This is a genomic window from Paenibacillus polymyxa M1, assembly GCF_000237325.1.
GTDB lineage: Bacteria > Bacillota > Bacilli > Paenibacillales > Paenibacillaceae > Paenibacillus > Paenibacillus polymyxa_C.
The window spans coordinates 1,622,265-1,639,392 of record NC_017542.1 but is presented as its reverse complement, the minus strand read 5'-3'; the positions used below and the strand labels follow the sequence as shown (position 1 = coordinate 1,639,392).

The following is a 17,128-nucleotide window of genomic DNA, read 5'->3' as shown; positions in this document are numbered from 1 at the left end:
ACAAATTCCCGATTGCCTCCTTATTTGCGGAACACCTTTTTGCTGCGCACATATTCGACATCGGGCACACCCTGACGCACATTCGCTGTGCGAGCCACAACAAAGAAGTAATCGGACAGGCGGTTCAAATACCGACGTACCGCGGGATTGATATCTGTGTGCTTACCTAGTGTAACCGCACGGCGTTCCGCGCGTCGGCAAACCGTGCGGCAAACATGAAGCGTCGAAGATAATGTGCTTCCTCCCGGGATAATAAAGCGCTCCACCTTTGGATTTTCCTCCTGGCATGCATCAATCCAGCCTTCCAGCCGCTCTGCCAGCTCGTCTTTTACTTTATATTTACTTTCATTGATTTTAACAAACGCCAAATCCGAACCACAATCGAACAGCTCCTGCTGTATTTCTTCCAATTGAGTCCGAATGTCCGCAAACTTCTCCCCTTCGGCAAAGCTGATTGCTTGTCCTACAAAGCTGTTCAGCTCGTCAATGGTACCGTACGCCTCCACACGGTCGTCATCTTTGGACACTCGGCCGCCGATCACAGAAGTTTGCCCTTCATCGCCTGTTCTGGTATAAATACCCATATCATTCCATCCCCTTTATCATTCTGTGAGTGCTTTCAGTACCTTGATGGCTTCTTCCTTATTGCTTGTGCGTGGCGGTACAGTAGCAAATAATGTGTTTGAGTTATATTTTAGGTCCTTAAACATCTTCATCTGCTCCACCGGAATTCCGAACAAATGGGTTGCCTTGATTACATCCGTTCCTTCTTCCCCTTGCTCCTTTTTCTTAAATACGCCGCCCTCGAACACACCCCGGGCATACGTCTTTTTGTCAAAGGCATCATCTAACGGTAGATTCGAGCCATTCTGTCCATACAACTTCATGTCCTCTTCCGGCAAAAGAAACAAATCATGCTCTCCGGCCGCATATTCTACGACCAGCTTCTGCTGGTTATACAGTGGGCTGACTGAAATCTCGATCGTCGGAGCCTGTTCGCCCAGCTTATCCTTAAGCTTTTGTGCCAGCTCGTCACGAATAACTGATGCATCCCCTTTATCCATAATAAATATGGAGAAGCTGTCCTTGTCCCGTCCCCCACATCCAGCCAATAGTACAAGTGCTATGATTCCGATAATCCATGGCGATATCCTTTTTAGCCCTGCTCTCATATGTACGCCCCCTCTTCCATGCCACTAATATATCATAAGTTGTGAATGCAAAAAAAGAAGGCCCTGCGGCCTTCTTCGTAGCTACGGTGACTTCACACAGTTACACTCTGCATTCCATACCGTACAGCTTCATGTATTCATTGATTTTCAAATCAAGCTTGCAGCTGATCTCGATGACAAGATCAGAGGTGAAGGACTGCTCTTCCTGAAACGTCCGCATCATCTCATTGCGCAGGAACAAAATTTCATCTTCCAGGGAAATGTCGTATCCTATTGAACTCGGCGACTTATATCCAACATATGACATGAGCACTCCTCCTGTAATTGAAAAATTGAACTTCCTGCTTCCGATTTCAAATTATAGCATAGAAATTTAGAAATAAAAGACTATTTTCTATGAATTACCCATAAAAAAAATAATTTTAACCTTCTTTTTTAACTTTTTCAACAAAATGACCAATCCGATCCAGAGCTTCCGTCAGCTGAGTGACAGAAGTCGCATATGAGCACCGAAGATAGCCTTCGCCTCCCAAACCAAACACATTGCCCGGTACAGCTGCAACTTTGGCCTCTGCCAATAGGCGCTGCGCAAATTCATCCGAGCTGAGTCCTGTGCTTTGAATACTCGGGAAAACGTAAAAAGCCCCTCTTGGCTCGTGGCATTCCAGACCAATGTCGCGGAATCCCTCAACCATCAGACGACGACGCTGATTATAGGCTTCTACCATTCGATCTTTCTCACCCATACCATTTCGCAAGCCTTCCAGTGCTGCAACTTGGCCCATAGAAGGCGCACACATAACAGTGTACTGATGGATTTTGAGCATAGCAGCAATCAAATCAGGATGCCCGCAAGTATATCCAATACGCCAGCCAGTCATGGCGAAGGCTTTGGAAAAACCACTAACGAGAATCGTACGATCCATCATACCCGGTACCGAAGCAAAGCTGACATGCTTGTCGCCATAATTCAATTCGGCATAGATTTCATCAGAGATGACGATCAAATCATGCTTTTCCACGATTTCCGCAATCGGAAGCCAATCTTCATAAGTCATCGTAGCCCCGGTCGGGTTGCTCGGATAGCATAAAATCAACACCTTGGATTTTGGTGTAATTTTTGCCTCCAGCGCCTCAGCCGTCAGCTTAAACTCATCCTTGGCAAACGTTTCAATACCGACCGGAATCCCGCCTCCAATCGAAGTGATTGGAGAATAGGAAATGTAGCACGGCTCAGGCACCAGAATTTCATCACCAGGTACAATTAAGGCGCGCAACGCAAGATCAATTGCCTCGCTACCTCCAACTGTTACGATAATCTCATTTTTAGGATCATAGCGGACGTCAAATTGCTCATTCAGATACTCACTAATCGCTTCACGCAGTTCTGCCGTTCCCGCATTAGACGTATAGCTGGTGAAGCCTCGCTCCAATGAATAGACACAGGCTTCCCGCATATGCCAAGGGGTTGTAAAATCCGGTTCGCCTACCCCCAGGGTAATAATGTCCTTGTTACCACCCACCAGGTCAAAAAACTTACGGATACCCGATGATGGAATCTCGCGTACCAATGGGGATAAATAAGAACTCATGGCCTTGTTACTGTCGGTAAATGCTTCTGTTTTGAGATTCATCATGATCTTCCTTTACGGCGAAATCATCAGACGATTATCTTCCTGATGGTCCTCAAAGATAATTCCGTCCTGCTTGTATTTTTTAAGCGTAAAATTAGTCTTGGTAGACAATACCGAGTCAATAGGCGACAGTTTCTCCGACACAAAATTAGCGACCTCACGGAGATTGCGGCCTTCCACCTCTACCAGCAAGTCATATGCTCCGGACATGAGATAAACAGATTTAACTTGCGGATACAAATAAATCCGTTCTGCAATCCCTTCAAATCCTCTTCCACGCTCAGGTGTAATCTGCACTTCGATCAAAGCGGTAACCTTTTCGTCGTCGACTTTGTCCCAATTGACTACAGCGGCGTATTTGACGATCACATGTTGGTCTTCAAGCTCTTTAATTGAGGTGCGTACGTCTTGCTCGTCTACCCCCAGCATAGTAGCCAATAGAGTCGGTGTTCTTCTTGCATCTTCTTTTAACAATTCCAGCACTTTTAGTTTCAATTCATTCAGCTCTGTCATTCTACATAAGGCCTCCATCGAAAGAGATTACTATACATCATACAATACGCACTTTAAACCTGCAAAGAAAAACCGTCCGCCCCGGTAAACCCGGCAGACGGACGGCTGTTATGGGAAATTGCTTCAAAAACGGAAAATCCCGTTTACATATAATAAGGGTTGCTTTGATGAGTAGATTGGCCTTGCTGATGCATAGGTTGACCATATACTCCCGCGGATGACGACTTCTGCTGAATGAACTGTTGGCATTCCTGTTGGGTCTTGCGAGCTTCTTGAATCTGTTTGTCCAAATCGATGCGCAGCGCTTTAGTCGGAGCGGAGTACATATTATTCTGGCTCATTAGATGATACAAATCACCTTGCAGACGCAATGTATCATTCGTAAGGTCGGTGAACATCTGACGCACAGACGGACAATTGGATTCTGTCGTCGCTGTTGTGTACTCGCGCACTGTACGTTTCATATCAGCAAGAATGGTATAGAGCAAATCCTCTTCGGGCATAAATGACATATTGTTTTGTGAATACATTCTGTCAAACCTCCTTTATTAGTTAGTCCAAATTACTGCTGCGGCTGCATTGGAGCAAGCTGCTGATGCTGTTGAAGAGCATTAGAAAGCAGATTCAAGTGGTGCTCATGAGTTCTTGCCAGTTGCAAACAGGCTTGTTGGATGGCTGGATGCTGAATAGACGCCGCTGTGGCCGCACATTGTTTGAGTAGTAGTTCTTCATTGGAAATGGAGTCCACGATGTACTCCAGCTCTTTGCCTGACAAGGGTTGCATGTTCGTAGATTGCATAATCTCTGTGCCTCCTTAAATGTTTTGTTGCACGCTGGTTATCTTGTCCCTTTGGCGAAATACTATGTACGCATAAGAGATACTACATATTACCTATGAGGAGTGCTATTTTATATGGAGTTGATAATCGGGAAAACATATTGGCCTAATACCTTGGAGCAGACGCTTGATTTTCCGCCTTTGGCAGAGGATTTAAATTGTGATGTATTGATTATCGGGGGAGGGATGAGCGGATCCATTTGCTCCAGGTTATTGGGAGAACAACAGGTAGACACCGTGGTTATTGACAAGCGCAAGCTGGTACACGGAAGCTCTTTGGCCAATACAGGACTGCTGCAATATAGCAATGACAAGACCTTAACCTCTTGCATCCACACGTTTGGTGAAACGAACGGCGTACTGTTTTACCGCATGTGCAAAGATGCTCTGGATCAGTTAGAAAAGCTGTCCACCACACTGGATACAGACCCTACCTTTATTCGGCGCAGCAGCCTGTACTATGCAAGTACGTGGGAGGATGTATTGATGCTTCAGGAAGAGTACGAACAGCTAACCCGGTTTGGATTTCCAGTGGAGTTCTGGGATGAGCAACAAGTTGCTGCCCGATTTCCTTTTCGAAAACCAGCGGCGTTGTACACACATGAAGATGCTGAAGTGAATCCATTTTGTTTTGCCCAGGGGCTGCTGCAATCTGCCAACCGTCTTGGTGTTCGCTTATATGAGCATACGGAAGCCAAGCATTTTGATTTCAACGATAATGAGGTCGTTTGTCATACCAGCGGTGGAATGATCCGAGCAAAAAAAGTTGTTTTTGCAACAGGTTATGAAACACAAGAGATTAAAGCCGATCGCGGAGCCGTTCTAGAGAGCTCTTATGCTATCGTCACCAATCCAATCGAAGATGCTCCCTTATGGCATGAGCAGTGTCTGATCTGGGAAACTGCTCGTCCTTATCTATATATGCGCTCCACACCGGAGGGACGGATCATTATTGGTGGTTTGGATGAACCTATATTGGACGCCAGCCAGCGTGAAATCAGGCTCTTACATCAACAGCAAAAGCTGCTACAATCGCTAAAGGAATTTTTTCCCGGTGTCCCATTTCAAATCGACTATGCTTGGGCAGCTGTATTTGGTTCCTCTCATGACGGCTTGCCGTATATTGGTCCACATCCGCGTTTTCCAAATTGCTACTTTTTGGAGGGTTACGGAGGGAATGGAGCAGTCACGAGTATGATGGCAGCACAGCTATTGGCTGATGAACTGACGGGCATACACCGACCTGAAATGGAGCTTTATTCTCTGACTCGTTCTACCAAACCCTCGCCCGAAACAACGGAACCGATGATTTAATTGGGATATAACAAAACCTCCTTTTCCTATATAAATGGATTTGGAGGTCATTTGTATGGAAATTCCAATTATTCGGTTTGCTTGTGCCAGCGTCGTGCATGGGAATCGGACTTGCATTGCTTCGTTTTTTGTTCCATTTTCAGCACACTTCGCATAAAGAGCCATCCAATCACTGGCATCAATGCCAGTCCAATCAACAGCCAGATCATCGCCGTAGGAGCCTTGCTGATACTTAGGACGCCCAAGAAAATGAGTGTCCCCGTCAACCGACCTATCATTAAGCATAGTTCGCGCAGTACAACCAGTTCCACTCTCTGATTAGCGTCTCCTTCACTCGTACCCATTAGATCAAAGCTCGCAGAGATCATAGGAATTAAATACAAGGGCATGAATAAAGCGGTGCCAATCCCCATAATCAGCAGCGTGCTATACTCCATACGCCACAATAGCGGTAAAAGCGCGATCACCAACAGCACGGCACCCAACAACATACCAGCCGAGCGATAGTGTGGCTTGAGCCATTTTCCGACAGCCCAAAAGCTGAAAAATGAAACCCCCGATGTAATAAGTGAAAACTGTGCTAGCTTCCATTCCTGTTGAGTAACTACATACACAAGCAGCGTAATCAGGAAAGCAAACACACCTTCACGAATGCCCTGCGTAACAAGCGATAACGACAACGGACGCCACATACTTCCTTTTTGTGACAATCGCTGCTTAGGCTCTTTCCAATTGTAATTTCCTGTCGGTTTACGCTTGCGAAGAAAGAAACTTAGCACCACTCCTACGACATAAAAGGCCAAGGAAATACTGAATATCACACGATAACCCGCGTCATCCTCCATACGCGCAATAATCCAACCAGAGAGCCAAGGACCCACTATACCGGAAAATGAGCCCAGCAGGCCCACCCATCCGTTAAAATGATCACGACTTGCCTGATCCGTGACTTCGAAAAAAATGACATTAAACGCCAGCCAAAATAAACCTAACGCTGCACCCAACAACATTCCGAGCGGCCATATGTAGTTTACAGCCTGCGGTCCCGTATACAACACGATTAGATAGAATAGGCCGGACAATGCGGTTCCCACGCGCAGGGCATTCATTTTGTTATGTTCCTTGACCCACTTTCCAGCTACCCAGACCATAATTCCCAGCGCAATTTGTTGACTGACATTAAACCATCCGATCATCGCGTAATCCTGCCTGCTTTTCCACAAATACACATTAAGAAATGTGCCGGACAATGCTGCTGCAAACACAAACAATCCATTCAAGCTTAATAGCAGAATGGATTGTCCGTTCAGGTTTGATTTCAATGCAGTTCCCCCTAACGGAAAGATCACCAATCAGCTTATTACGAGTCAGCTTGTTCAAAGATTTCTTTGATTTAACATGCCCGTATTGAGCTTGGACCTATCCGGGGAATCGCTATTTAAATATTGGAAATACCGCTGAGCTTCTCCAGCATTCGCAGTCGGTCATTCTCTGACAAAGTCTGCTGAACATGGAAGCAGCTAGGACACACATAAACATTCAAGACGAACGGCAAATCCAGAACAGGCTTACCGAGCACTGGAGATATCGATGGTTCGAAGCCTTCTCTGGTTACGGTTTGCGAACCCGCATGCAGCATGTACTCTCCGCATTGGGAACATTCAAGAACCTCATCTTGCCTGTCGAGTAATTGTTCAGCCCCTTGTTCATAAGCCATAAGATCCGCACCGCTTTCTTCGAATTTTTGTAAAGTATGCAGCACAGGCAGCTTATGAAGCTCATTATCCTGCAATAACGGTGCATCAGCTGGCTTTTCAGATACGACTTCATCCTCTGCCTCGTATAAAATATCCTGCTCGTCATCATCGCCAAGCTGAATACTCAATGTACGATAACCCTTTAGGTCTTCTTTTTCATGAGCATGGAGCGCCGGGGTTACAGAAACCGCATGATCATGTGTCGCATCTTCATGCCCATCCGTATGTCTGTGAACAGATGGAGAAACAGACTCAGACTCCTCTTCATCATCTGTTATGTCTGAGTATCCTTTCAGATCATTATGGCAATAAGGACACTCTTCTTCAGGCCCTAATTCTTCATCCCAAATAATTTCCATGTTACACCATGGACAAATAGTCATTTCCAAGCTTTATCATCCTTCCGTTCCAAAGCGTATACCAAGCTCTAGTATACAGGATGTGTCAAGTTACACTCGCACCAATCACATAAGATAACGATATTGAAATAATCATGGAGAACAAGCCGACCGCACGGTTATCCTCTTTAATCTCTTGATCGATAGAAAATACCGGTGTCAGAAATTCAAAAAGGAAGTATGCCGCAAGTAGCAGTAAAAAACCAACGAATGACCAGATCATCGTATCATACACGCTGGATTTTGCCTCCATCGCAAAGCGGAGCACGTTGCAAATACCGAACATTTTCCCACCCGTTGCCATGGCTACCGAAACATTGCCTCGCTTGATCTCTTCCCAGCATTTATAACGGGTTACCAGCTCAAAGCAGGACAAAAATACAATTAACTCCAGCACCGCCACGGAGAAATAACCCAACATCATCCCCAACGGATGTGATAGCAATTCATCAATCGCCATCTTCACCTCGTCCCTCCCGTTCTACCAAGCGTTCTCGGTCAGCAGCCCATATCTATTCCAATTCAGCAACCGTTACACCCGTGCCGCCTTCATTGTAGTTACCGATACGGTAGCTTTTCACATGCTTATGCTTGCGCAGGTACTCCTGAATACCGGTTCTCAGGACCCCCGTACCTTTGCCGTGAATAATGTATACCTGTCCCAGATTGGCCAAAAACGCTTCATCCATGAAGCGGTCCACTTCCATCAGCGCTTCCTCCACGTTTGCCCCCCGAAGGTCAAGTTCACTTCGCACATTATCATCCCGTGTCCGCTTAACGCCAGTCACTGGCTTTTGGACCCTTGGAGCCGTCGTTTGGGCAGGTTGCAGCAGCTCCAGATCATCCAGACTGACCTTCATTTTCATGATGCCCAGTTGAACGATAGCTTCCTTGCTGCCAGTCAGTTCAACCACATGGCCTTTTTTATTCAGACTGTGAACGGATACTTCATCGCCAGCCATGATGGAACGAGTACGCGTAGTGATTGAACGTTTGGCTGTACTTTTCTTGCGTTGCTTCGGTTCAGCTTCATCCAGTTCTTTACGAGCTGCAATCAGCTTGTGCTCCTTAACCGAGGCTCCCTCTTCCTGAGCCAATCTGCGCAAATCAGTAATAATTTTTTCTGCTTCACTACGAGCCTTATCCACGAGAACTCTTGCTTCGTCTTCGGCCTTTTCCAACATACGGTCCCGTTGTGACTCCAGCTTATCCAGCTCGGTCTGATGACGGGTACGCAATGCTTCCATTTCCTTACGCAGCTGCTCTGCTTTTTCCCGTTCTTGCTCAGCGGTCAAACGGTTCTGCTCCAGTGATGCAATCATGTGCTCGACGCGCTGATCTTCTTCCGTTACCTCGCCACGGGCATAATCTAATATCCGCCCTGGTAATCCCAATCGCTCGGCAATGGCAAAAGCGTTACTTCGCCCAGGTACACCAACCAGAAGACGGTAAGTCGGGCTTAATGTAGCGACATCAAACTCCATACTTGCATTAATAATTCCTTTGCGCTCATAGGCATACGCCTTCAATTCACTATAGTGAGTCGTCGCCACCATACGGCAACCCAGAGCATGTATATGCTCCAAAATAGACACAGCCAGAGCCGAACCTTCTGCCGGATCCGTTCCTGCCCCCACCTCGTCAAGCAATACAAGACTTTTGGGTGTCATATTTTTCAAAATGCTAATAATATTGGTCATGTGACTGGAAAATGTACTCAAGTTCTGCTCAATGCTCTGCTCGTCACCAATATCGGCATAGATTGCATCAAATACGCATAGCTGGCTTTCATCCTCAACAGGCACAAACAGTCCAGACATCGCCATCAAACTTAGCAGACCTATTGTTTTGAGGGTAACGGTTTTCCCCCCTGTGTTCGGTCCGGTAACGATAATGGAGGTGTACGAATTACCCAGTTCCACATCTATGGGAACGACCTGTTCCAACGGAATTAGAGGATGTCTACCCTTTTTCAGCTTCAAGTACCCACGATCATTCATTAAGGGCAGCGTTGCCTTCATTTCACGAGCGAGACGCGCTTTCGCAAAAATAAAATCAAGATTGCCCAAAATATCCACATCATACAGCAACATATCCGCTTGTTCTGCGACAAGTGCGGTCAGCTTTTGTAAAATGACTTCAATTTCACGCTCTTCTCTCAGCCTGGTTTCCCTCAGCTTGTTGTTCATGGCCACGATGGATTCAGGCTCGATAAACAATGTTGCGCCAGACCCGGATTGATCATGCACAATTCCGCCAAAATAAGAACGGTATTCGGCCTTGACCGGGATGACAAACCGATCTCCACGAATCGTAATCAACTGATCCTGAAGCATTTTGGACACAGTTGAGGAGCGAATCATGGAATCCAGCTTCTCACGAATACGCACTTCACCGGAGCGCAGCTCCCGGCGAATTTGTGAAAGCTCTGTACTGGCAGAATCCAGCACTTCTGCATTTTCGTCAATACAGCCTTTAATGGAGTTTTCCAAACTTCTTTGTTCCGAAAGCTGCTCACTCCAATACAGCAAAGTTTCAACAGGATTTTCCTCATGCAAACTTGTTACATATACCTGTATACGGCGTGCAGCTTGAACCGTTGTCCGAATACCAAGCAACTCCTGCGGACTTAACGTTCCCCCAATACGGGCACGCTTCACCGCCGGAGTGATATCCACTACTCCGTTAAATGAAGGTACTCCTTTTAGTCGATCAGCAGCATAGGCCTCGTCCGTACCTTTCAGCAATTTCTTGATATGCTCCAAATCATCGCTGGGCTGTAATCGAAGGGCTGTCTGTTGTCCCGTTGCCGTTTGGGCATAGTGACTTAGTTTATTTAGAATTTTTTGATATTCAAGGGTTTTGAAAATTTTAGAGTCCAACTTCACTGCTCCTTTCACTTATATCTATATTATACCGAAAGCAGCAAACTTACGCTATTTGCCAACTATGCTTTACACATAAGAAAGCTCTTCATGCCACACACTAACCTTTGTCTAACCCTGTTAATTCAAAAAAACAAAGGAGGTTATTCCGTGAGCATTCTTGGGCACATTGTACGTTTCATCGTTGCCGCTCTGGTTTTGATGGTCGTAAGCTGGATCGTTCCCGGATTTAGTGTAGGCGGCTTTTGGAGCGCGCTGATCCTTGCCATTGTCATTGCCTTGATTGGCTACATCGTTGAGGCAGTGTTTGGTCGACGCGTTTCTCCATTTGGACGCGGTATTGTCGGTTTTCTAGTGAGCGCTCTGGTTATCTGGGTCGCTCAATATGTCGTGGCCAATGTTAGTGTTTCTATTTTGGGCGCATTGCTCGCTGCATTGGTTATCGGGATTATCGATTTGTTCATTCCGGTATCGACACCATTTGAAGCCGGGCGTAAGGAAGGGAAATAATTTCAGCGGACACTTCCAGCATAGCTGTCCCGAAGCAGATTCGTCTGCCAAAGGACAGCTTTTTGTCACTTACACTTCTTAGCGATCCATAAACAAACAATCCCCGGCCCATGAGCAGCCGGGGATTGCCTTACAATTATAATCCGTATCTACTGATCCTGTTCGATAAGTTCAATCCATTCATTATACTCGGTTTGAAGCTTGGTGTATTCTTCCTTTAATTGACGTAATTCAGTCGAGATCTTCTCTGCATTTTCTCGGTCTACATCCTGTTGTACTTGTAATAAACGAAGCTGATGAGCTGCCATTTCATATTTTTGACCCACTTCGTCTAATTCAGACTGCAAGGCCATCCGTTCCTGCTCTATGGACTGCTGTTCTGCCTTTGCGGTGTTGGCAGCTTCAACTGCAGAACGAATCTCTTCCTGAAGTTGTTCCTTTTGTTCAATCGTTACCGCTATCTCCCGTTCCCAAGAAGCAAATTCTTCCTTACGGGCAGCATCTTCAGCTTCCAGACGTTCCGCTTCATCCTTCAACTGATCATATTTCAGCTGCCACTCCATAGATGCCTTCTCAGCACGTTCCAGTTTACTTTGCCGATCATGATTTTCCTGCTGGAGTTGCTTAATATGTTGCTCCAGCTGTCCAGCTCGGCTCTTCATGCTTCCATATTGCTCCTGAAGCGATTGATACGCCTTCGCGCCCTCTTGCTCTCGGACTTTGGCCTTCTCAAGCTCGTCCTGAACGCGAATCAGCTCAGGCGATAGCTCCTTGATCTTCGCTTCAAGTTGAACTAGACGTTGCTGCTGTGAAGCATATTTATCATTAGCAGCTTCAACCTCAGTCACAGTCTGCTGTAGTTGTTGCTCTATTGCTTCCTTCTGTTCACGCGCTTCCAGCAGGGAAAGCTCCAACTCGTCGGCTGCCAATTGACGTTCTTCTGCAAGCTTCTTCCATGACTTCTCACTTTCAGCGAGCGTAGCCAGCTCGCTTTGCAGCTTGCGAGAAGATACATGAGCTTGCTCCAGCAGCTTCTGCATCCGGCGCTGCTCTTCCTCCAGCTTAGCCGCCTGCTGCTGCGTAGCCTTGGCTTCATCCAGCAATTGATCATATCTGCTTTGCAGTTCTTCACGCGCAAGCGTATCTGCCTGCTCCCGCTCTGTTGCCGCCTGTTGCTGTGCTTGCAGCTCAGCCTCCAGTTCGGACTGTTGTTGCTCCAATGCTGCAGCTTGCTCTTGAGCCTCCTTCAAACGAGAAGAAAGCTCTGCACTACCTGCCTGTACTTGTTCTAATTGCTCCTGAAGCTCCTCCATACGAATCTCCTGCTCCAGTGCAGCTTCCTCGGCACGTTTCTGTGCTTCCTCATGCTGGAGCTTTTGCTCATTTAGAGCCAATTCAGCCTGTTTACGTTCCTGCTCCAGCTGTTCATTCAGCCCGGAGCACTTGATCTGCCATTCGCTTATCTTCTGGCTATGCTCTTGCTGCAAAGCAGATCGCAGCTTGTCTAGCTCAGTGCGATTTCGCTCCTGATGAGCCTTTTCCGCAGCGGAAAGCTTAGCTTCAGCTTGTTTAGCCGCTTCGGCTATTTCCTTCTTCAACTGCTCTTCTGTCTGCCGGACACGCGCATTCGCAGCCTCTTGCTGCTCTTTCAGCTTACGAGAAGCTTCTTGACGAGATTCCTCCAATTCACGCTTAGCTTGTTTTTGTGCATTTTCAAGTTCAGCCGCTTTTTTCTCCTGCTGTTCAAGCTTTGCCCTTAGTTCGGCAATTTCCTTGGCTGACGCAGATTCAGTCTCCACCAGCTTCTTCTGCGTCGTTTCTTTTTCTTCCCTCAATTGAACAAGGGCTTGATGCATATCTGTATTTTTCTGCTGTTGTTCCCCTAGAGCCGTCTGGAGTTGGGCCAGATCTCCCCGGAGCTCCGCCCGTTCCGCTGCCAAGCGGTTCATATGGCTCTGGATCTCCTGAATTTGTACAGCTTCTTCAGCCATATGAACCGCAGCCAGCACGGCAATTCGGGGCATATCCAGACGCGAATGAGCTTGAGAAATGCTGTGCATACGTTCATCTACGTAATTGGCAACCTGCTTCATGTAATCACTATTACTGCCGACAAGTTTATAAGAAGTACCGTAGATCTCTACAGTGACGCGAGTACGATCTGGTGTAGTCACAATTATGCCCTCCTTCAATACTACTGTATGTTGATTCTAAGGTGTGTCCGGTACTAGGGTAACCCGCCTTCCGTGAAGCGTTCAACCTTATTAGTCCGGCTTCCCCGCAGCGGGTGAATATCAGAGTAGAGAGCTTCTATGATAATAGGCCAAAAAGCCGTATCGAACCTCTGTCACTAAGATTCGATACGGCTTCCCGCATTTCCTGCTACTTTCTCAATTCCGCTCCAAAAGTTTGTTCCAGAGACGTAACGACAGGAGAATGCGCCGCATTGATCTCTTCATCCGTCAACGTATGCTCCCAATGACGATAGGTCAGGGAAATAGCCACGCTCTTCTTGTCTTCACCAAGCTTGCTGCCTGTAAATACATCAAACACCCGTGCATCCTGCAACAGTTCTCCGCCTGCAGCGTGAATAACACGAAGCAGTTCACCTGCCTCAACGTCTTTATTCACCACGAGGGCAATGTCACGTTCCACGGATGGGAAGCGAGCCAGCTCTCTGAACTGAATATGGGAGTTTGCATGCTCAACAAGCTGTTGCAACGCAATTTCAGCTACATACGTATCGTTCAGTCCATAGGACTGTTGCAGTTCAGGATGGATCTGTCCAACCGTACCGATCCGTTGGGAGCTTCCGTTCACATCCAGCCATACTGAAGCGGAACGTCCTGGATGGTAGCTTTGCGGCTGGTCAGCCACATAACGAATGCTGGCACTTAGTCCGAAATAGTCAAACACCGTTTCAAGCGCACCTTTAATATCAAAGAAATCAACCTTTTCGGCACCGATGTTCCATTGTTTTTCACGACGTACCCCAGTCAGCAGCAAACTCAGCACTTGAATTTCCTGCGGCTGGCGAGTTAAGGTTTGTTCTTCTGTGTAAAATACAGTTCCCATCTCAAAAATCGCTAGGTTATCTTGCTTGCGATTCATGTTGTACACCGCTGTATCCAGCATCTGCGGAATGATACTTGTACGCAACACACTACGATCTTCACTCATAGGCATAGCCAAACGTACCGGATGGCTGCCTTCTGTTAGAGCGTTAAACAAAGCCGTGCTTTGCGGATGTACAAAAGAGTAACTGATCGTCTCCTGCCAGCCACCATGAGCCAGCAATCTGCGCAAGGAGCGACGCAGAGATTGCGATGCCGTCAAAGCTCCTGGAGTTGTTGGACCTTCAATCGGCGTGGTTGGGATATTATCGTAACCATACAGACGTGCTACTTCTTCGATTAAGTCCACATCAATGGTAATATCTCCACGGCGTGTAGGTACTTCAACTTCCAGCACCCCTGGCTCTGTGTCGCCGCATCCGAAATGAAGTCTACCAAAAATCGTCTTCACCTCAAGCAGTGACAGTTCGGTTCCCAAATATCGATTTATTTTATCTAGCGACAGCTTGATAATATGATTTTCAGCTTTTGCGGAAGCAGACTCTACAATACCCTGGTGTACAGTGCCCCCTGCATAACGCTGGATCAGCGCAGCTGCACGATTCACAGCAGGTATAACAGCACCTGGATCAACCTCTTTTTCAAAACGAAGACTTGCTTCCGAACGCAGTCCAAGTTGACGGGATGTTTTGCGAACTGTTCCCCCGTCAAACTTCGCAGATTCCAACGCAATGCTAACCGTTGCATCCGTAACCTCAGAGTTGGCTCCGCCCATTACGCCTGCTAATGCAATCGGCTTCACGCCGTCCGTAATCAGCAGCATATGCGGTTCCAGCTTACGTTCCTGATCGTCAAGTGTAATCAAAGTTTCGCCTGTACGAGCAAGCCGAACCTCAATATTTCCATTTTCCAGCTTATCCGCATCAAAAGCATGCAACGGCTGGCCGTATTCCAGCATAACGTAGTTCGTAATATCTACGATATTGTTAATCGGACGAACACCTGCCGCCATCAGACGATTTTGAATCCATAACGGGGAAGGCCCCACCTTTACACCTGTGATATAACGCGCTGCATAGTGCGTACACAGTTCAGGAGTATCTACCTTTACGGACAGATGATCTGCCGCTGCATCGTTAATTTCCACCAGATCCTTAGCGGGGTCAGCCAGCGAAATGTTACGTCCTAGAATGGCACTCACTTCATAAGCGGCTCCATGCATGCTCAGGCAATCCGAACGGTTGGGTGTCAAATCAAAATCCAGCACCTGGTCATCCAGAGCAAGCAGCTTCGTAATTGGCGTACCAATTTCAGCATCTTCTGGCAGCACCAAAATGCCTTCCTGCAATTCTTTTGGCAATAGCTTATCATTCATGCCCAGTTCTTTGGCCGAGCAGATCATGCCCATGGACACAACACCACGCAGCTTGGCCTTTTTAATATGAAAATCTCCTGGCAGCTTGGCACCTACAACTGCAACAGGAACCTTTTGACCTGCATCCACGTTCTTGGCACCACACACAATTTGCAAGTCTTCTCCCTGACCCGCATCGACAATACACACATTCAGCTTATCCGCATCTGGGTGCTTTTCTTTGCTTTTGACATAGCCTACAACGACGCCAGTAATTCCTTGGTTACGATGTTCGACTTCATCAATTTCAATGCCCGAACGGGTGATTTTTTCTGCTAGCTCCTCCGCACTCACTTGATCCAGTGATACATACTCGGACAGCCAATCGAATGATACTTTCATATGGGTTCACTTCCCTTGATATAGTTGTTTATTGACGCGCAAACTGCTTCAAGAACGACAGATCGCTGTTATAAAAATGGCGAATATCATCAATGCCGTATTTCAAAATGGCAATCCGTTCTACACCCATACCGAATGCAAAGCCACTGTATACCTCGGGATCAAAACCACCCATTTCCAGCACTTTCGGATGCACCATACCACAGCCTAAAATTTCAATCCACACGCGCTCGCCGTTTTTCTTCACAAAAGTCACGTCTACTTCAGCACTTGGCTCGGTGAACGGAAAGAAGCTTGGACGCAAGCGGATTTCGGTCGATTCCCCGAACATTTCGCGTGCAAATTGCAGCAAAGTTCCTTTCAAATCACTCATACGAATGTCTTTTCCAATCACAAGACCTTCAATTTGGTGGAATTGGAAGGAATGCGTTGCATCGTCATCATCACGTCGGAATACCGTACCCGGACAAATCACCTTAATAGGCGTTTCACCCTTCATCGCCTCCATCGCGCGAATCTGAACTGGTGACGTATGAGTACGCATCAACAGATCCTCGGTCAGGTAAAATGAATCCTGCATATCGCGTGCTGGGTGATTTTTAGGCAGATTCAATGCTTCGAAGTTATAATAATCGGTCTCTGCCTGCGGACCCTCAGCCACTCGATATCCCATACCTGTAAAAATATCCTCGATTTGCTCGATCACTTTGTTAAGTGGGTGGAGCCCGCCTTGCGGCATTGCGCGTCCAGGCAACGTAACGTCGATTTTTTCTGCTTGCAAGCGCTCATTCGTTTCTGCTTTCGTGAACTCGTCCTGCTTACGGTTAACGACCTCTTCAATCGCCTCGCGCACCTCATTGGCTACCTGTCCAACAACTGGACGCTCTTCCGCGCTCAGCTTGCCCATACCGCGCAAAATTTCGGTCAACGCACCCTTTTTACCCGAATATTTAACTCGTAGATCAGCCAGCTCCTTAGGTGTTGCCACCTTCTCCAATACTTCCAGTGCTTCTTCCTTCAAGGCCAGCAAATGTTCCTTCATTTGGATGGTTTCGCTCATCGCCTGTTCAGTCCCCTTTCTTCATATCCAGCTTTTCAGACAACAAAAAAAGGTCTTTTCTCCCGAAAAGGGACGAAAAGACCGTGGTACCACCCTCGTTAGACAATGAAGTTTAGCAACCCGATGCGTTGCCTTATGGCAATCAGTACGGGTGATCATTCATGCTATGCATCATCATCTCGCTCTGCACGTTGTAACGGTCGTGAACCGGTATCCC

At 47.0% G+C, this 17,128-nt stretch carries 16 protein-coding genes; 2 read left to right on the top strand and 14 right to left on the bottom strand.

Translation table 11 applies throughout. The annotated features are described in order from the left end of the window. Window positions 1–20 precede the first annotated feature (20 nt). The 7 genes from PPM_RS07195 to PPM_RS07165 form a co-directional block, all read right to left on the bottom strand. Window positions 21–584 (bottom strand): cob(I)yrinic acid a,c-diamide adenosyltransferase, encoded by a 564-nt coding sequence (locus PPM_RS07195; RefSeq protein WP_013370109.1) that lies wholly within the window; start codon window positions 582–584, stop codon window positions 21–23. Between the two features lie 18 nt (window positions 585–602). Beyond that, the gene (locus PPM_RS07190; RefSeq protein ID WP_013370108.1) at window positions 603–1,172 is read right to left on the bottom strand and encodes a hypothetical protein; all 570 of its coding nucleotides are present in this window, start codon (window positions 1,170–1,172) and stop codon (window positions 603–605) included. Window positions 1,173–1,272: 100 nt separating this feature from the next. Next, window positions 1,273–1,479 carry an aspartyl-phosphate phosphatase Spo0E family protein gene (locus tag PPM_RS07185; RefSeq protein ID WP_013370107.1) on the bottom strand — a complete coding sequence of 69 codons (207 nt, stop codon included), beginning with the start codon at window positions 1,477–1,479 and terminating at the stop codon, window positions 1,273–1,275. Window positions 1,480–1,594: 115 nt separating this feature from the next. Next, on the bottom strand, window positions 1,595–2,806 hold the full coding sequence (locus PPM_RS07180) for an aminotransferase class I/II-fold pyridoxal phosphate-dependent enzyme (RefSeq protein WP_013370106.1): 1,212 nt from the start codon (window positions 2,804–2,806) through the stop codon (window positions 1,595–1,597). A 12-nt stretch (window positions 2,807–2,818) separates the two neighbouring features. After that, complete coding sequence (locus PPM_RS07175) at window positions 2,819–3,319, bottom strand: Lrp/AsnC family transcriptional regulator (protein ID WP_013370105.1); 501 nt, start codon at window positions 3,317–3,319, stop codon at window positions 2,819–2,821. A gap of 143 nt (window positions 3,320–3,462) precedes the next feature. Next, a complete protein-coding gene (locus PPM_RS07170; protein ID WP_013370104.1) occupies window positions 3,463–3,849 on the bottom strand; it encodes a spore coat protein in 387 nt (128 codons plus the stop codon). 32 nt (window positions 3,850–3,881) lie between these two features. Continuing rightward, the gene (locus tag PPM_RS07165; RefSeq protein ID WP_013370103.1) at window positions 3,882–4,118 is read right to left on the bottom strand and encodes a hypothetical protein; all 237 of its coding nucleotides are present in this window, start codon (window positions 4,116–4,118) and stop codon (window positions 3,882–3,884) included. 114 nt (window positions 4,119–4,232) lie between these two features. Here PPM_RS07165 and PPM_RS07160 point away from each other — a divergent pair, with 114 nt between their 5' ends. Then, window positions 4,233–5,471, top strand: coding sequence for an NAD(P)/FAD-dependent oxidoreductase (locus tag PPM_RS07160; RefSeq protein ID WP_013370102.1), 1,239 nt, complete (start codon window positions 4,233–4,235; stop codon window positions 5,469–5,471). Window positions 5,472–5,539: 68 nt separating this feature from the next. Here the strand turns inward: PPM_RS07160 and PPM_RS07155 are convergent, their stop codons facing one another. The 4 genes from PPM_RS07155 to PPM_RS07140 form a co-directional block, all read right to left on the bottom strand. After that, window positions 5,540–6,793 (bottom strand): MFS transporter, encoded by a 1,254-nt coding sequence (locus tag PPM_RS07155; protein WP_013370101.1) that lies wholly within the window; start codon window positions 6,791–6,793, stop codon window positions 5,540–5,542. 116 nt (window positions 6,794–6,909) lie between these two features. Then, window positions 6,910–7,617 (bottom strand): hypothetical protein, encoded by a 708-nt coding sequence (locus PPM_RS07150; RefSeq protein WP_013370100.1) that lies wholly within the window; start codon window positions 7,615–7,617, stop codon window positions 6,910–6,912. 55 nt (window positions 7,618–7,672) lie between these two features. Continuing rightward, window positions 7,673–8,086, bottom strand: coding sequence for a DUF350 domain-containing protein (locus tag PPM_RS07145; RefSeq protein WP_014599569.1), 414 nt, complete (start codon window positions 8,084–8,086; stop codon window positions 7,673–7,675). A 52-nt stretch (window positions 8,087–8,138) separates the two neighbouring features. Next, the gene (locus PPM_RS07140; RefSeq protein WP_014599568.1) at window positions 8,139–10,508 is read right to left on the bottom strand and encodes an endonuclease MutS2; all 2,370 of its coding nucleotides are present in this window, start codon (window positions 10,506–10,508) and stop codon (window positions 8,139–8,141) included. A 153-nt stretch (window positions 10,509–10,661) separates the two neighbouring features. Between PPM_RS07140 and PPM_RS07135 the strand changes: the two genes are divergently transcribed. Further along, a complete protein-coding gene (locus tag PPM_RS07135) occupies window positions 10,662–11,021 on the top strand; it encodes a phage holin family protein (RefSeq protein WP_013370097.1) in 360 nt (119 codons plus the stop codon). A 149-nt stretch (window positions 11,022–11,170) separates the two neighbouring features. Here the strand turns inward: PPM_RS07135 and PPM_RS07130 are convergent, their stop codons facing one another. From PPM_RS07130 to pheS, 3 genes are all read right to left on the bottom strand, one after another. After that, a complete protein-coding gene (locus tag PPM_RS07130) occupies window positions 11,171–13,195 on the bottom strand; it encodes a cell division protein ZapA (RefSeq protein ID WP_013370095.1) in 2,025 nt (674 codons plus the stop codon). Window positions 13,196–13,403: 208 nt separating this feature from the next. Next, a complete protein-coding gene (gene pheT / locus PPM_RS07125) occupies window positions 13,404–15,851 on the bottom strand; it encodes a phenylalanine--tRNA ligase subunit beta (protein ID WP_013370094.1) in 2,448 nt (815 codons plus the stop codon). Window positions 15,852–15,879: 28 nt separating this feature from the next. Continuing rightward, a complete protein-coding gene (gene pheS / locus PPM_RS07120) occupies window positions 15,880–16,911 on the bottom strand; it encodes a phenylalanine--tRNA ligase subunit alpha (RefSeq protein ID WP_013370093.1) in 1,032 nt (343 codons plus the stop codon). Window positions 16,912–17,128 lie beyond the last annotated feature (217 nt).

Bases quoted from the DNA above. Each gene is read 5' to 3' on its own strand.
- PPM_RS07195 (WP_013370109.1), bottom strand. From the start codon at position 584: ATGGGTATTTATACCAGAACAGGCGATGAAGGGCAAACTTCTGTGATC.
- PPM_RS07190 (WP_013370108.1), bottom strand. From the start codon at position 1,172: ATGAGAGCAGGGCTAAAAAGGATATCGCCATGGATTATCGGAATCATA.
- PPM_RS07185 (WP_013370107.1), bottom strand. From the start codon at position 1,479: ATGTCATATGTTGGATATAAGTCGCCGAGTTCAATAGGATACGACATT.
- PPM_RS07180 (WP_013370106.1), bottom strand. From the start codon at position 2,806: ATGAATCTCAAAACAGAAGCATTTACCGACAGTAACAAGGCCATGAGT.
- PPM_RS07175 (WP_013370105.1), bottom strand. From the start codon at position 3,319: ATGACAGAGCTGAATGAATTGAAACTAAAAGTGCTGGAATTGTTAAAA.
- PPM_RS07170 (WP_013370104.1), bottom strand. From the start codon at position 3,849: ATGTATTCACAAAACAATATGTCATTTATGCCCGAAGAGGATTTGCTC.
- PPM_RS07165 (WP_013370103.1), bottom strand. From the start codon at position 4,118: ATGCAATCTACGAACATGCAACCCTTGTCAGGCAAAGAGCTGGAGTAC.
- PPM_RS07160 (WP_013370102.1), top strand. From the start codon at position 4,233: ATGGAGTTGATAATCGGGAAAACATATTGGCCTAATACCTTGGAGCAG.
- PPM_RS07145 (WP_014599569.1), bottom strand. From the start codon at position 8,086: ATGGCGATTGATGAATTGCTATCACATCCGTTGGGGATGATGTTGGGT.
- pheT (WP_013370094.1), bottom strand. From the start codon at position 15,851: ATGAAAGTATCATTCGATTGGCTGTCCGAGTATGTATCACTGGATCAA.
- pheS (WP_013370093.1), bottom strand. From the start codon at position 16,911: ATGAGCGAAACCATCCAAATGAAGGAACATTTGCTGGCCTTGAAGGAA.